The 14108-nt window shown below is 71.9% G+C and carries 17 protein-coding genes; 5 read left to right on the top strand and 12 right to left on the bottom strand.

Annotation, left to right across the window (positions count from 1 at the left end):
* Nucleotides 1–6 precede the first annotated feature (6 nt).
* Nucleotides 7–1611, bottom strand: a complete 1605-nt coding sequence (locus tag ACFQGU_RS08035; RefSeq protein ID WP_386765473.1) for a DAK2 domain-containing protein — start codon at nucleotides 1609–1611, stop codon at nucleotides 7–9.
* Between the two features lie 240 nt (nucleotides 1612–1851).
* On the opposite strand from ACFQGU_RS08035, the gene rpmB reads away from it, so the two are divergent.
* Both rpmB and ACFQGU_RS08025 read left to right on the top strand, forming a co-directional pair.
* Entirely contained in the window at nucleotides 1852–2040 is a 189-nt protein-coding gene (rpmB, locus tag ACFQGU_RS08030; protein ID WP_386765471.1) for a 50S ribosomal protein L28, read from the top strand.
* Between the two features lie 86 nt (nucleotides 2041–2126).
* On the top strand, nucleotides 2127–2342 hold the full coding sequence (locus ACFQGU_RS08025; protein WP_386765469.1) for an RNA-binding S4 domain-containing protein: 216 nt from the start codon (nucleotides 2127–2129) through the stop codon (nucleotides 2340–2342).
* A gap of 11 nt (nucleotides 2343–2353) precedes the next feature.
* On the opposite strand, the gene ACFQGU_RS08020 is transcribed toward ACFQGU_RS08025, so the two are convergent.
* A complete protein-coding gene (locus ACFQGU_RS08020) occupies nucleotides 2354–3325 on the bottom strand; it encodes a thiamine-phosphate kinase (RefSeq protein WP_386765467.1) in 972 nt (323 codons plus the stop codon).
* 175 nt (nucleotides 3326–3500) lie between these two features.
* Between ACFQGU_RS08020 and ACFQGU_RS08015 the strand changes: the two genes are divergently transcribed.
* Together ACFQGU_RS08015 and ACFQGU_RS08010 are read left to right on the top strand one after the other, a co-directional pair.
* On the top strand, nucleotides 3501–3734 hold the full coding sequence (locus tag ACFQGU_RS08015; RefSeq protein ID WP_386768199.1) for an Lrp/AsnC family transcriptional regulator: 234 nt from the start codon (nucleotides 3501–3503) through the stop codon (nucleotides 3732–3734).
* Between the two features lie 11 nt (nucleotides 3735–3745).
* Nucleotides 3746–4204: a DUF3515 domain-containing protein gene (locus ACFQGU_RS08010; RefSeq protein ID WP_386765465.1), complete on the top strand. Its 459-nt coding sequence runs from the start codon at nucleotides 3746–3748 to the stop codon at nucleotides 4202–4204.
* 66 nt (nucleotides 4205–4270) lie between these two features.
* Here ACFQGU_RS08010 and ACFQGU_RS08005 read toward each other — a convergent pair whose 3' ends face one another.
* The 10 genes from ACFQGU_RS08005 to ACFQGU_RS07960 are packed head-to-tail and all read right to left on the bottom strand — an operon-like array spanning nucleotide 4271 to nucleotide 12126.
* Complete coding sequence (locus ACFQGU_RS08005) at nucleotides 4271–5068, bottom strand: GntR family transcriptional regulator (protein WP_386765463.1); 798 nt, start codon at nucleotides 5066–5068, stop codon at nucleotides 4271–4273.
* A 41-nt stretch (nucleotides 5069–5109) separates the two neighbouring features.
* Entirely contained in the window at nucleotides 5110–5898 is a 789-nt protein-coding gene (gene fabG, locus ACFQGU_RS08000; RefSeq protein ID WP_386765461.1) for a 3-oxoacyl-ACP reductase FabG, read from the bottom strand.
* 16 nt (nucleotides 5899–5914) lie between these two features.
* Nucleotides 5915–6895, bottom strand: coding sequence for a phosphotransferase enzyme family protein (locus ACFQGU_RS07995; RefSeq protein WP_386765459.1), 981 nt, complete (start codon nucleotides 6893–6895; stop codon nucleotides 5915–5917).
* 51 nt (nucleotides 6896–6946) lie between these two features.
* The gene (locus ACFQGU_RS07990; RefSeq protein WP_386765457.1) at nucleotides 6947–7597 is read right to left on the bottom strand and encodes a microcompartment protein; all 651 of its coding nucleotides are present in this window, start codon (nucleotides 7595–7597) and stop codon (nucleotides 6947–6949) included.
* Complete coding sequence (locus ACFQGU_RS07985; RefSeq protein WP_386765455.1) at nucleotides 7594–7878, bottom strand: BMC domain-containing protein; 285 nt, start codon at nucleotides 7876–7878, stop codon at nucleotides 7594–7596. The genes ACFQGU_RS07990 and ACFQGU_RS07985 overlap by 4 nt, the downstream gene beginning before the upstream one ends.
* A gap of 57 nt (nucleotides 7879–7935) precedes the next feature.
* Nucleotides 7936–8190, bottom strand: a complete 255-nt coding sequence (locus tag ACFQGU_RS07980; protein ID WP_386765453.1) for a EutN/CcmL family microcompartment protein — start codon at nucleotides 8188–8190, stop codon at nucleotides 7936–7938.
* Entirely contained in the window at nucleotides 8190–8630 is a 441-nt protein-coding gene (locus tag ACFQGU_RS07975; RefSeq protein ID WP_386765451.1) for a hypothetical protein, read from the bottom strand. The genes ACFQGU_RS07980 and ACFQGU_RS07975 overlap by 1 nt, the downstream gene beginning before the upstream one ends.
* Nucleotides 8627–9229 carry a BMC domain-containing protein gene (locus ACFQGU_RS07970; RefSeq protein ID WP_386765449.1) on the bottom strand — a complete coding sequence of 201 codons (603 nt, stop codon included), beginning with the start codon at nucleotides 9227–9229 and terminating at the stop codon, nucleotides 8627–8629. Before ACFQGU_RS07970 ends, ACFQGU_RS07975 begins: the two co-directional genes overlap by 4 nt.
* A 3-nt stretch (nucleotides 9230–9232) precedes the next feature.
* The gene (locus ACFQGU_RS07965; RefSeq protein WP_386765447.1) at nucleotides 9233–10801 is read right to left on the bottom strand and encodes an aldehyde dehydrogenase family protein; all 1569 of its coding nucleotides are present in this window, start codon (nucleotides 10799–10801) and stop codon (nucleotides 9233–9235) included.
* Nucleotides 10801–12126, bottom strand: a complete 1326-nt coding sequence (locus tag ACFQGU_RS07960) for a class-III pyridoxal-phosphate-dependent aminotransferase (protein WP_386765445.1) — start codon at nucleotides 12124–12126, stop codon at nucleotides 10801–10803. The genes ACFQGU_RS07965 and ACFQGU_RS07960 overlap by 1 nt, the downstream gene beginning before the upstream one ends.
* 310 nt (nucleotides 12127–12436) lie before the next feature.
* On the opposite strand from ACFQGU_RS07960, the gene ACFQGU_RS07955 reads away from it, so the two are divergent.
* Nucleotides 12437–14050 (top strand): APC family permease, encoded by a 1614-nt coding sequence (locus tag ACFQGU_RS07955; protein WP_386765444.1) that lies wholly within the window; start codon nucleotides 12437–12439, stop codon nucleotides 14048–14050.
* Nucleotides 14051–14108: the final 58 nt, after the last annotated feature.

The following is a 14108-nucleotide window of genomic DNA, read 5'->3' as shown; positions in this document are numbered from 1 at the left end:
CCACCGTCACTCCACGCCGAGGATCAGCGGCCAGTACGGCTGCCCGCCCTCGAAGACGACGACCTCGGTGCCGTGGTGCTCGCGCCGGGCGCGCTTGGCCACGGCGGCTACGACGGCCTCGTCGGCATCGTCCCCACGCACGACCGTGACGAGCTCTCCGCCCGTGGCGAGCAGGCGCAGCAGCACCGCGGCCGCGACGTCCTCCACCGAGCCGCCGATCTCGACGACGTCGCCGCCGACGATGCCGAGGACGTCGCCAACCCGGCAGAGGCCGGCGCTCGTCATCGCCTCGCGCGAGGCGAACGAGACACCGCCGTAGCGCGTGGCACCGGCCGCGCGCGTCATCGAGACGACGTCGTCCTCGAACGACAGCCCCGCCTCGTGCACCGCGACGGCGGCCAGCGTCTGCACGATCGAGCGCGTCGGCACCACCGACACCCGCATGCCCTCCCGGCGCGCGGCATCGGCGGCGGCCTCGGCGACGGGCCGGATGTCGGAGTCGCTGGGCAGCAGCACGACCTCGGCGGCCCCCGCACGGTGGACGCCGTCGAGCAGCTCGGCCGTGGACGGCGCGACGTTGCCATGCGCCCTGACCACGACGGCGCCCGAGGCCTCGAGCAGCGCCGCCGTGCCGTTGCCGTGCGCCACGGCCACGACCGCACGTCCGCCGCGGCCCTCGGCCCCGGCGCGCAGATCGGTGTCGCGGCGCAGGTCGGTGACGCGGATCCGGTGCGGCCGCCCCGCCACGATCCCGGCCTCGATGGCCGCGCCGATGTCGTCGGTGTGCACGTGCACGTTCCAGAGGCCGCCGCCGCCCACGACCACGAGCGAGTCGCCGAGCTCGCCGAGGGTGGAGCGCAGGCCGTGCACGGCCGGCTCCTCGGCGTCGACGAGGTACATCACCTCGTACGCGCCCCCGCCCTCGAGCATGTCGTCGCCGACGTTCTCCCTCGGGAGCGGCAGCGCGACCGGACCGGCCTCGCGGCGTACGCCGGTGACGGTCTCGACCAGCGCGTCGAGGATCACCACGAGGCCGCGGCCCCCGGCGTCCACGACCCCCGCGCGGGCGAGCGCCTCGAGCTGCTCCGGAGTGCGCGCGAGCGCGTCGCTCGCGGCGTCGGCCGCCGCCGTGACGAGGCCGACGAGGCTGGTGCCGGGCCCGAGCGCCGCCACGGCGTCGGCCGCCGCCCGCGCGACCGTGAGCACCGTGCCCTCCTTGGGCTCGGCGACCGCGGCGTACGCCGAGTCCGAGGCCTTGCGGAAGGCGTCGACGAGCACCGCCTCCTGATGGTGGGCTAACTGGTCGGCGCCGGCGAGCGCCTCGGCGAACCCGCGCACGAGCTGGCTGAGGATGATCCCGGAGTTGCCGCGGGCACCGAGCAGGGCGCCGTGGGCGAAGGTGCGGACGGTGTCGCGCAGGTCGAGGTTCGCGCCGGCGTCCGAGAGGGCAGCGGCGGCCGACTCGAAGGTGAGGAACAGGTTGGTGCCGGTGTCGCCGTCCGGCACCGGGAACACGTTGAGCGCGTCGATCTCGGCCCGGTGGCGGCCGAGGGCCTCGAGGCCGAGGTCGGCCCAGCGCCGGATCCCGGCGGCGTCGAGGCGCTCGAGCACGGTGTCGCTGCTCCCTCGGGGCGGTGGACGGCGTGACGGTCGTCACGGCTCCCCGCGAGCGTAGTGTCCGGGGGCGACGCCGACCCGCTGGTGCGCACCGGCGCGGGGTGGCGGCCCGGATCGCCCGGTTTGGGCCTGCCGCACCTCTCCCTGTACCCTTCCAGGGTTGCCCGGTCGTCCGGGCGTGACGCCTGCCGCTGGTGGGCGGATCCACCCGTTTCGACTGTGAGGACTACCACCGTGGCTGCCAACTGCGACGTCTGCGGCAAGGGCCCGGGTTTCGGCCACTCGATCTCGCACTCGCACCGCCGGACCAAGCGTCGCTGGAACCCCAACATCCAGACCGTGCGCGCCCTCGTGGGCAAGACCCCCAAGAAGCTCAACGTGTGCACCTCGTGCATCAAGGCCGGCAAGGTCGCCCGCGTCTGACGCTCCGCACTCCTGTCGAAGGGCCGCACCCGATCGGGTGCGGCCCTTCGCACGTCCCAGCCCCACGACCGAGAGAGGATGCGGCCATGAGCCACACCGAGGACGTCGAGGTCGGCGCCGCAGGCATCCGCCTCGGCCAGCTCCTGAAGTACGTCAACGCCGTCGAGACCGGCGGCGAGGCCAAGGACCTCCTCGCCGCGGGCGACGTGCAGGTCAACGGCGCGGTCGAGCAGCGCCGCGGCGCCCAGCTCGCCGCCGGCGACGTCGTCACCGTCCCCGGCGCCACCTACCGCCTCACCTGACTCCTCGAGCGTCAGGACCGGAAGTGGTCGTGGCCGCCGAGACCGGTGGCAGGTACGCCGTCGACCAGCACCGACGCCTCGCCCGCGCTCACGCGGCCGATCGCCACGAAGCCGTCGGGCAGCGCGGCGCCCGGTGGGAAGGTCGCCAGCAGCGCGTGGTCCTCTCCCCCGCGCAGCACCCACTCGAGCGGGTCGGCGCTGAACGCCGCCGCCGCGTCGGCCAGGGGCTGGCCCACCTCGAGCGTCGCGGTGTCGATCTCCAGGACCACCCCGGACGCCGTGGCCACATGGCCCGCGTCCTGCAGCAGCCCGTCGGACACGTCGACCATCGACGTCGCCCCCGCCACCGCGGCGGCCGGGCCTGCGGCGTACGGCGGCGCCGGCACCTTGTGCGCCTCGACGAGCACGCGCGGCGACCGGAAGCCGCGCCCGAGCACGGCGAGACCGGCTGCCGACCATCCGAGGCGGCCGGCGACGGCCAGCACGTCGCCCGGCCGAGCACCGGACCGTGTCACGGGCGCCCGTCCCTCGAGATCGCCGAGCGCCGTCACGGCGACCACGACGTGGTCGCTGCGTACGACGTCGCCCCCGACGACGGTGGCGCCGACGAGCGCGCACTCGTCGGCGAGGCCGTCCGCGAGCCCGGTGGCCCAGTCGACGGGCAGGTCCGGCGGGCAGCCGAGCCCCACCAGCAGCGCCGTGGGCCGCGCCCCCATGGCCACCAGGTCCGCGAGGTTCTGGGCCGCTGCCTTGCGCCCTACGTCGTGCGCGGAGGACCAGTCGCGGCGGAAGTGCCGCCCCTCGACGAGCAGGTCCATGGTGGCCACCACCCGGGAGTCCGGGGCCGCCACCACCGCGGCGTCGTCGCCGGGGCCGAGCAGGACGTCGGGCGTCACGGCGAACCGGCCCACGACCGCTCCGATGAGGCCGAACTCCCCCAGCCCGGACACCTCGCCGGCACCACCGGCGGGCACATTCGGCACTGTGTTCTCCTTCACGTCCGGCGGGAGGGTCCCGTACCCGTTCTCCGAGCGGCTCACCCTGGCGCTAGTGTCGCCCTGCGGCCCTGCACAGGCGCGGGACCGCACGATCCACGGGGTGGCACCAGGTCGCACGTCCCCCGTCCGCACCAGCATCCGACCGAGGAGGACGACCATGGTGGTACAGGCCTACATCCTCATCCAGACCGAGGTCGGCAAGGCGGCCCACGTGGCCGCCGAGATCGCCCAGATCAAGGGCGTCACGCAGGCCGAGGACGTCACCGGCCCGTACGACGTCATCGTGCGCGCCGAGGCGCGCAGCGTCGACGAGCTCGGCAAGCTCGTCGTGGCGCGCATCCAGGCGGTCGAGGGCATCACCCGCACCCTCACCTGCCCCGTCGTCCACCTCTGATCCCGGCAGTCGTGGGCAGGAGGCTCGTCGGCGGCATCGCCGCTGCCGCGTCCGTGCTGGTGCTCACCGGCTGCTCCCGAGGGCTCGCCGTCCCGCTGCCCGACCCCCTCCCCGAGGGGGCCGGCGCCTACGCGTGCGCCAACTTCAAGAGCAACCTCCCGGACGAGGTCGTGGGTCAGACGGTGACGGCCGTCGACCCCCGCAGCTCGTTCACCGCCGCGTGGGGCGACCCGGCGATCGTGGTGCGCTGCGGCGTCCCCGTCCCGGCGGCCCTCGGGCCGACCTCGCAGCTCATCACCGTCGACGGCGTCGACTGGCTGCCGGAGCCGCTCGAGCGCGGCTACCTGTTCACCACGGTGGGCCGCGAGCTCAACGTCGAGGTCAGCGTTCCTGACGAGTACGCGCCCGAGGCCGATGCGCTCGTCGACATCTCGCCGGCGGTCGCCGCGGCCATCACGGCCGCTCCGTAGCGCTCCTGCCTCGGCGGGAGCGACCCGCCGTACGCCGCGCCCCGATGCTCGCACCGACCGCCGGGGTCAGGCCATGTTCTCGCGGACCTCGACGAGGCGGCCGCGGGTGGCGTCCTGCCCGGCCCCGGCCGGCGCGCCCGACGTCCGCACGGTGATGCGGGTGCGGTCGGCCCGGAAGAGGTCGTGCGAGTACTCGAACGGCTCCCCGTCCGCGTCCACGGTGGTGCGGGTGATCGAGATGAGCGGCGCACCGGGTGCGACGCCGAGCACCCGGGCCTCGTCGTCCGAGGCCGACACCACCTCGAGCCTCTCGACGGCCTGATGCGGGCCGACGCCGTAGTCCTTCTCGAGCAGCTGGTACAGCGAGCCGCCCAGCGGACGCTCGAGCAGCCCCGGGAACCGCTCGGCGGGGAACCGCGCGTGCTCCAGCGAGATCGGGCTGCCGTCCGCGAGGCGGATGCGGACGAGGTCGACGACGAACGAGTCCGGCGGCAGTGCGAGCGCAGCCGCGGCGTCCGCGTCAGGCGGGACGACCGCGCCGCTGACCACCCGCGACCCCGCGGTGTAGCCCTGGTCGCGCAGCAGGGCCGGTACGCCCACGATGCGCGAGAGGTCGCGGTCGATCTTCTCCCGCGCGACGAACGTGCCGCCTCCGCGGCCCGGCACCCGGCGCACCAGCCCGTCCTGCTCGAGCGACGCGAGCGCCGCGCGCAGGGTGGACCTGCTGACGCCGAGCTGCACCGCGAGGTCGCGCTCGGCGCCGAGCCGCTGGCCCGGCCGCAGGGCACCGGAGGTGATGAGCCGGACGATGTTGCGACGCGCCTCGTCGGCCGTGGGCCCCAGCAGGGCGTCGGTCTCGGTCATCTCACCCCCTGGGCGGCGTCGGTTCGACCACGGTACGGCCTCTAGTCGGCCGCGGCCTCCAGCGCCGCGAGCGACTCGGGCAGCACCTGGCCGCCGTCGACCGCGAGCGCCTGGCCGGTGATGTAGCCCGCCTCGTCGGTGGCGAAGAACAGCGCGGCGTTGCCGATGTCGTCGACCTCGCCGAGCGCCTTCATGGGGATCGTCGCCTCCATCGAGGCGCGGTAGTCGGCACCGAGCTCGGCAAGCCCCTCGGTCGCGACGTTGCCGGGAAGCACGGCGTTCACGGTGATCTTGCGCGGTGCGAGCTCGATCGCGGCCGTGCGCATGAAGCCCAGCTGCGCGGCCTTGCTGGCTCCGTAGTGCGACCAGCCCGGGTAGCCGGTGATCGGCCCCGTGATCGACGAGGTGAGGATCACCCGGCCGCGGCCCGACGCCGTGAGCGCGGGGATGCACGCCTGCACCGACAGCAGCGTGCCCTTGATGTTGGTGCCGAAGACGAGATCCATGTCGGCCTCGGTCATGGTGGCGAGCTTGGAGTCGGGGAAGATGCCGGCGTTCGCGCAGAGCACGTCGATGCCGCCGTTGCGCTCGACCGCCGTGGCCGCCATCTCCGCGCACGAGGCGGCGGACGCGACGTCGCCGAGCACGTACGTGACCGTGCCGCCGCCCAGCGCCGTGAGCTCCTCCGCGCAGGCGGCTGCGTCGGCCTCGTTCCGGCCGGTGATGAGGACGTTGGCGCCGGCGCGGGCGAAGACGCGGGCGATGCCCTTGCCGATCCCCTTGGTGCCACCGGTGACGATGACGGAGCGGCCGGCGATGGAGCTGAACATGGATCCTCCGGGCGGGTCAGCCGTGCTGGACGAGGTACTTCTCGGCGAGGTCGCAGGAGACGGTGGTGAACTCCGGGCCCATCCGCTGAGCCTCGGGGACGGCGGAGTGCGAGCCGATCCAGGCCACCAGCAGGAGCCGGCGCAGCATGATGAAGGTCGGCAGCTCGTCGACCTCCTCCTGCGACAGCGTGCCCTCGGTGCGGTAGCCGGTGATCCACGAGTCGACCAGCTCGGGCACCACCGGCAGGTGCTCGATGAACGACAGCGACGAGCCCAGGTCGTAGAGGTACCAGGACAGGCCGCAGTCGTCGAAGTCGATCACGCACACGCTGCTGCCGTCGACGAGCAGGTTGGCGAGGCGCATGTCCGCGTGCACGAGGCCGAACCGGTCCGGACCCGTGCCGAAGGCGGCGAGCCGCCGCTGCACGAGGTCGGCGGCACGGCCGAGCACGTCGAGCTCGGCCGGGCCCATGCCCATGCCGTCCTGCCAGCGCCCCCAGTGCCCGTTCGCCCCGAGAGAGGTGTCGAAGTCCCAGCGGAACCGGGTGAACCCGGGCGGGCGCACCCACTGCCGGGCATGCCGGTGCAGCCTCGCGGCGATGGCCCCGAGCTCGCGGAAGTCGTCGACGAGCCTGTCCTCCGGCGGCTCGGTGCCGTTCATCCACTCGAACGCGACGACGTTGCGCTCCTCGCCGCCGGGGTGGCGAACGACGACGATGTCGCGGCCGTCCGGGGTCGCGATCACGGGGGCCGTGTGCACCACACCGTCGGCGCGCAGCGCCCTGATCCAGGCGAGCTCGCTCTCGATCGCCTCGCGCGTGTGGTAGCCGGTGCGGTGCACGCGGAGGACCAGCCGACGGCCGTCGGCCGAGTCGACGCGGTAGGTCGCGTTCTCCGACACGTTGAGCAGCGTGATCTCCGCGTCGGGCATCCCGTGCTCGGCCGCCGCGCCGCGCGCGAAGACCTCGAGGTGCTCGGTGTCGAGCTCCGTGCTCACTCGCTCTCCCATCGACTCGTCGTGCGGCTGGAACGCCCGTGGTGCTGGAGGTTAGTGGCCGCGGCCCTCGATCGACCCGAGGACCCGGGTGATCGCGTCGCGCGCCTTCATGACGCCCTCGGTGGTGCCGCCGATGTACACGCGACCGGCGGCGCCGATCATCTGCACGTCGACGAGGGTGTTCTCCGGCGCGACCTTCTCGGCCTCGTTGGCCGCGACGGCCGCGAACAGCGCCGGCGTCATCTCGTACACGAGCAGCGACTGCCCCGGCAGCAGCATCGAGGCCTGCCGGTTGCGGTTGATGATGACCGCGTGCATGTCGGTGACGTCCTCGATGACGTCGTGGTACAGCACGCGCGGCGCCAGCTGGTGGGCCGGCTCCGCGCCCAGGCCGTCGAGGATCGCCTCGCCCGCGCGCAGCACGTCGTCGAGCGACGACGCGTGCACCTCGAGCACGCCGAACTGACGCTCGACGAACAGGATGCCCGGCTCGATGTCGGGCACCGACGTCAGCGCCTGGTGCGTCACGCGCTCGATGGCGAGGCCTGGTGCGACCTCGATGATGAGCGCGTGCTGCCCGGCGTACGGCGGGTAGCCGCGTGCTCGCGTCGGCGTACCGAGGTACGCCGCGAACTGCTGCTGCAGGTCCTCGATCAGCAGGTAGACACGCAGCTCCGGCCCCGCGATCGGGGCCGAGCTCACGCGTCGCCGCTGACCGTGAAGTGCTTGCTGAGCTCGACGTGCGGGCGCGGGATGACGTGCACCGACACGAGCTCGCCGACCGACGACGCCGTCTCGGCGCCGGCCTCGGTGGCCGCCTTCACGGCGCCGACGTCGCCGACGATCGTCACGGCCACGAGGCCGCTGCCGACCGAGTCGCGGCTGACGATGACGACGTTGGCGGCCTTCACCATCGCGTCCGCGGCGGCGAGCGCGGCGACGTAGCCCTTGGTCTCGATGAGACCGATCGCGTTGTTCGACATGGATGTTCCTCCTCGTTGACCACGCCGCGGACGGCGTGGGGGCTGATGGGGCGCCAGCTACTGCTGCGCGCCTGCTGTCTCGTCGATGGAGCCGATGATGAGCGCGTCGATCGGGGGCGCGGCGCCCGGGAACCATGAGGCCGCGACCGACCCCGTGGACACGAGCACGGACTCCCCGATCCCGCTGCCGAGGACGTCGAACGCGATGAGCGTCGCGCCACCCTCGATCTGCACCTCCAGGAACGCGCCTGAAGGGATCTCGTCCAGCCTCCGGCTGGCCCACACGTTCCCGATCACCCGTCCGCGCAGCATCACTTCTCCTTCGTGATCCGGACGCCCGCAGCCCGCGCGCGGTCGCGCGCGAGCGGAGTCAGGACGGCGCCTCGTCCCAGGACGAGGTCGGCGCCCGCAGCCGCCGCCTCGCGCACGTGCCGCTCGGTGACGGCCCCCTTGTCGACCCGGACCACCGCGGCTGCGGGGGCGGGAGCGGATGTGGACGGCGCCGGGTGGCCGGCCAGACGGAAGCGACGGCTCCCGCTGCGCAGCGCCTCGCGCTCGGCCGGGTCCTCGCAGAGCACCGCGACCCGGCGCACGAACGCCTCGAGCTCGGCGTCGTTGGTCAGCACGACGCTCTCGTCGGACGCGCTCGCGGACGCGGATGCCGCGGCCATCGTCTGGGGCACGACCTCCAGCAGGACCTGGCGCACCATCTGGCGCAGGAGGTCCCGCTCGGTCCCGTCGAGACTGCTCATCGTGCCGCCCGCAGGGCAGCCTCGGCGGCATCGGCCGCCTGGCGGACGTCGCTCTCCTTGCCCGACAGGTACACCCGGCCCGTCGCACCGATCATGCGGAAGTCCACGACCTTGATCGCCGCGGCCTTCTCGGCCTCGTTGGTGGCGAGGATCGCGTACGACGCCGGCGCCATCTCGAGCACGAACAGCGACTCGCCCGGCAGCGCCATCGATCCCGCCTTGTTGCGGTTGATGAGGAACGCGTGCTGGCGGTCGAGCATCGTCACGATCCGCGAGGCGAGCACCTGCGGCCTCGTCGCCTGGTCGGGGTCCGCGCCGAGGGCCTGCAGGACGGCGTCGCCCGCGGCCTTCACCTGGCCGGTGGGGCCGTGCACCTCGAGGTAGCCGTACTGCCGCTCGACCACGAGGATGCCCGCCTGCACCTCGGCGTACTTCAGCGCGACGTCGGTCAGCGGCTCGATGTCGAGACCGGGCGCCACCTCGATGATCAGCGAGGCCATGTCGGCGCGCGGCAGGGCGCCCTTGACCGTCGAGCCCATGTAGCTCATGGTCTGCGGCTGCAGACGGTCGAGGAAGATGAACGAACGGAGCTCGGCCACAGGTCAGCCCCGCACGATCGCGTTGAGCTCTTCGATGATGAGCCGGCGGATCTCGTCGCGCAGGTTGTCCGGCGCGCCCTCGACCGCGATGTCCGTCGTGGGCGACGGCACGAGCGGCGACCCTCCGTCGTTGGACGCCCGCGGGTACGCCGGCACCGGGCCGTCGGGCGCGTGCCACGGGGTGAGCGCGGCGAGGTCGGGCATCCGCACCGAGGAGTCGGCGTTCCACGCCATGCGCGTCCAGTTGACGAGGTGCTTGGGCTCGAGGTTCTCGCCCACCGACGAGCGGCCGAAGAAGCCGGTGCCGATCGTCATCGAGGGCGCGAGGTTGGTCTCGAGACCCGAGCTGCCGAGGCTGTTGCCGACGTTGACCGACACGCGCAGCACGCGGACCGCCGCGGAGAACTCCATGATCGTGCGCGCGTCGGTGCTGTGGATCGCGGCCGAGTGACCCTCGCCCGTGATGCGCAGGACCGCGCGGGCGGCGTCGATGCCGCGGGCGGCCGTCTCGACCACCACCATGCCGAGCACCGGGCAGAGCTTCTCGTGCGCGAGCGGCTCCTCGGGCACGACGAGGTCGAACGGCGCGAGCAGGATCCGGGTGCGCGGCCCCACACGCACGCCGGCGGCCTTCGCGATGTCGGTGGCGTCCTTGCCCACCCACGCGGTGTCGAAGTGGCCGCCGGGGAAGATCAGGTCGCGCACACGGTCGCGCTCGTCGGGGGCCAGCAGGTGCGCGCCCGCGCGCTCGAGCTGGCTCACCAGCTGCTTCGCGACCGCCTTCTCGACCACGAGCACGCTCTCGTTGGTGCACAGGATCGAGTTGTCGAACGCCTTGCTGTCGACGATCCGCTTGGCGGCCGCGGCGAGGTCGGCGGAGGCGTCGACGAGCACCGGCACGTTGCCGGGCCCCACGCCGATGGCGGGGTTGCCGCTGCGGTACGCCGAGCGCACCATCGCCGAGCCGCCGGTCGCCACGATGACGTCGGTGCGCGGGTCGGTCATGAGCGCGTTGACGAGCGGGATCGACGGCTCCTCGACCACCTGGATGCAGCCGTCGGGGGCTCCCGCGGCCACGGCGGCCTCGGACATGATGCGCGCCGCCTTGGCGCACACCTCCTTGGCGTAAGGGTGCGGGCAGATCACGATGGCGTTGCGCGTCAGCAGCGCGAGCAGGGTCTTGAAGAAGACGGTCGCGACAGGGTTGGTCGACGGCGTCAGCGCGAGCACCACACCGGCCGGGCGCGGCACCGACACGATCTTCGCGTCGGCGTCGACCACGACGTCGACGTAGTCGGCCGCCCTGTAGAGCTCGGCGATCCCGCGCGAGCACGCGAGGTTCTTGAGCAGCTTGTGCTCGGCCACGCCGAACCCGGTCTCGCGCACGGCCTCCTCGGCGAGCTCCTTCGCGTGGGCGGCGCCCGCACCGGCAGCGGCGTCGACGATGCGCTGCACCGTGGCGGCGTCGTACGACGCGAACGCGCGGGCCGCCCACTCGGCGCGCTCGACCATGGCCCGGCCGCGCGGCACACCGGCGGGGTCGAGCGGCATCTCGAACATGGTCTCGACCATCAGCGCCACGCCTTCCTGCCCGCGCCGAGCACGTCCTCGCGGGCCCTGGCGATGCCCACCTCGGTGCGGTCGAGCAGCTCCTCGGCCACCTCGGGCTTGAGCAGGATCCCGGGCTTGTACTGCAGCACCCGGGGGTCGAGCGTGGAGAAGATCGCCCACACGCCGTTCTCGTAGAGCCTCTTCATGACCGCCTTGGCCCCCTGCGGGTGCGCGAACTCCAGGCCCATCACCACGCCGTTCTGGCGGATGCCGACGAACCAGTCGGGGTAGGTCGCCTGGATGTCGCGCAGGCCGCGCCCGATGAAGTCCGAGATGTAGTGGACCATCGACCGCGTCTCGGGGCGGTTGCAGATCTCGAGCGCCTTGAGCGCGGCGATGCAGCCGAGCTCGGCGCCGCCGAAGGTCGAGATGTGGCCGAAGCCGTCCTCGTCGAGCCAGCCGGCCGCCCGCTCGCTCACGAGCACGGCCGCGATCGGGTACATGCCGCCCGAGATGCCCTTGCCCGTCACGAGGATGTCCGGCTCGATGCCGTGCTTGGTGATGCCCCAGAGCTCGCCGGTGCGCATGAGCCCGGTCTGCACCTCGTCGGCGATGTAGAGCGCGTCGTACTTCTCGCACAGGCGCTTGACGGCCTCGAGATAGCCCGGGTCCGGCAGCGGGAAGCCGTACGTCGCCGGGATCGTCTCCATGATCACCGCGGCGATGTCTCGCCCCTTGAGCACGTCCTCCATGGCCTGGAGGTCGTTGAACGGGACGTGCGGGAAGTCCTCGGGCTGGTCCGAGAGGAAGAGCTTGGAGAAGCGGTCGTCGCCCGTGCCGACGGCGAGGCCGGTGTGGCCGTGGTAGGCCTTCACGATCGAGAGGATCCTGCGCTTCTGCGTGGCGTGCCGCGCGGTCTTGATCGCGATGTCGATCGCCTCGCCGCCGCCGGACGCGTAGACGACCTTCGACAGGTTCCTCGGCGCGGTGGCGATGAGGGCCTCGGCCAGCGCCGTGCGCGCGAGCGACGGGAAGTGGTGGTTGCCGATGTCGAAGTGCTGCATCGCCACGGTGATGGCCTGCACCATCTCGGGGTTGCGGTGCCCGAGGTTGTACGTGCCGCCGTTGAGGTGCACGTCGATGAGGCGCTTGCCGGTGACGTCGTAGATGAAGTAGTCCTCGCGCCGGTCGATGACCAGGGGGACGCCCGACTCGGACCAGAACGTGGTCTTGTCCGGGTTCCAGAACTCCTTGCTCTTCTCGAGCATTTCGGTCTTGGACGCGAACGAGAAGAAGCCGTAGTCGAGCGGCGTCTCGCCGTCCTCGACCCGGATCTGGTCGGTCATGGGAACCTCCGGTCGCGTTCGCACCGATGACCGGAGCATACCGAATGACCAGACCAAAACAAGACCGTATGTGCGGCACATCCTGCGGGGCCGTGCGGGGCGACCGTGCCGTACGCGGACATTTCGTCGACCCCCGCCCCACGCTGGACCGAACGGGGGACCGTTTCGGCTGCGTAAACGGTTCGCCAAAATGCTTGATTCGGTCCAAAGGTCCAGTGAATACTCCGCCACAACGTGTGAGCCCGATCACGGAGCGGGCCGACGGACGGCGGCACGCCCCCAGCGCCTCCAGCGAAAGGAACACCCGCGCATGACGACCGAACACGGTCCTGACGGTCCCACCGCCCTCCCGGGCGACCACCACGTGAGCCCGAAGGAGGAGGTCCGCCTCAAGGCGGGCGCCGTCGGCCTCGTCGGCGTCCTCTTCATGGCCGTGGCCAACGCCGCGCCGATCACCGCGATGAGCTTCAACGTGCCCATCGCGATCGGTTACGGCAACGGCATCGGCGCCTCGGCCGGCTACCTCTTCGCCACGATCGTCCTCACGATCTTCACCATCGGCTTCGTCGCCATGGCGAAGTACGTGACGACCGCGGGCGCGTTCTACGGCTTCATCTCCCAGGGCCTCGGCCAGGTGTGGGGCATGGCGTCCGGCCTTCTCGCGGCAGTGGCCTACATCGTCTTCGAGGCCTCGCTGATCGGCGGGTTCGCGTACTTCGCCACCAGCTACATCCTCGTGCCGGCCGGCATCAACGTGAACTGGATCGTGATCGCCCTCATCGGCGCCATCGCGATCGGGCTCCTCACGTACTTCTCGATCACCGTCGCCGCCGGCGTCCTCAGCGTCACCCTCGTCGCCGAGGTGCTCCTGCTGCTCGGCCTCGCGGTCACGGTCTTCGCCAAGGGCGGCCCCGACGGCCTCATGTTCAGCGACATCGTGCCCGTGCAGAACGCGTTCAACTCCCTCGAGGAGGGCGCCTTCGGCACCGCCGTGGCACAGGGTGCCGCCGCCATCGGCATCTTCTTCGCGTTCTGGTCGTGGATCGGCTACGGGACGACCGCCGTGTACGGCGAGGAGTCCAAGGACCCGAAGAAGAACGTGCCGCGGGCCACGATGATCGCCGTCATCGGCCTCGGCCTCTTCTACACGCTCATGTCGTGGGTGGTCGTGGTCGGCAACGGTGCCGCGCAGTCGGTCGAGATCTCCGCCGGCGCCAACCCGGTCGACCTCTGGCTAGGCCTCGTCACCGCCAACATGGGCGACTTCATGACCACGGTCTACAAGATCCTCCTGGTCATCGGCTCGTTCGCCTGCGCCCTGGCCTTCGGCAACGCCGCGTCCCGCTACATCTACGCCCTTGCCCGCGAGGGCGCGTGGGGCTGGATGCGCAACTCGTTCGGCAAGATCAACGCCAAGCACCAGTCGCCCGCCAACGCGGTGTACCTGCAGACGGGCATCACCGTCGTCATCCTCGTCGCGTTCCTGCTCTTCACGAACGTGTACGTGCCCGACGCCGAGGGCAACCCGGTGGCGACGCCCGAGCTCGTGCCCTACGTCAACGTCTACGGCCTCATCGCCGTGATCGGCACGGCCATGATCCTGCTGGTCCAGACGATCACCTCGTTCGCGGTGATCTCGTACTTCTGGGTCAAGAAGACGCACAAGGGCAACATCATCACCACGCTCATCGCACCGCTCCTCGGCGCGGCGGGCATGCTCTACGCGCTGTACCTGCTCTGGACCAACCGTGCGTTCGCGGCCGGTCTGGGCTCGGACAGCCTCGTGTTCCAGCTCATGCCGTGGTACATCGTCGGCATCCTCGTGATCGGCTTCCTCTACGCCCTCTGGGTCAAGAAGGCCAAGCCGGAGATCTACGACGAGATCGGCCAGACCACCCTCGAGGAGGCGCACGAGCGCGTCTGACCTCGCACCACCGAAGGGGGTGCGTCGCGCAGATGCGCGGCGCACCCCCTTCGTTCGC

Source organism: Longivirga aurantiaca, from assembly GCF_042660085.1.
Lineage (GTDB): Bacteria > Actinomycetota > Actinomycetes > S36-B12 > CAIYMF01 > Longivirga > Longivirga aurantiaca.
Note: the sequence above shows the minus strand (reverse complement) of the source record. Positions and strands in the feature narration are given on the sequence as shown.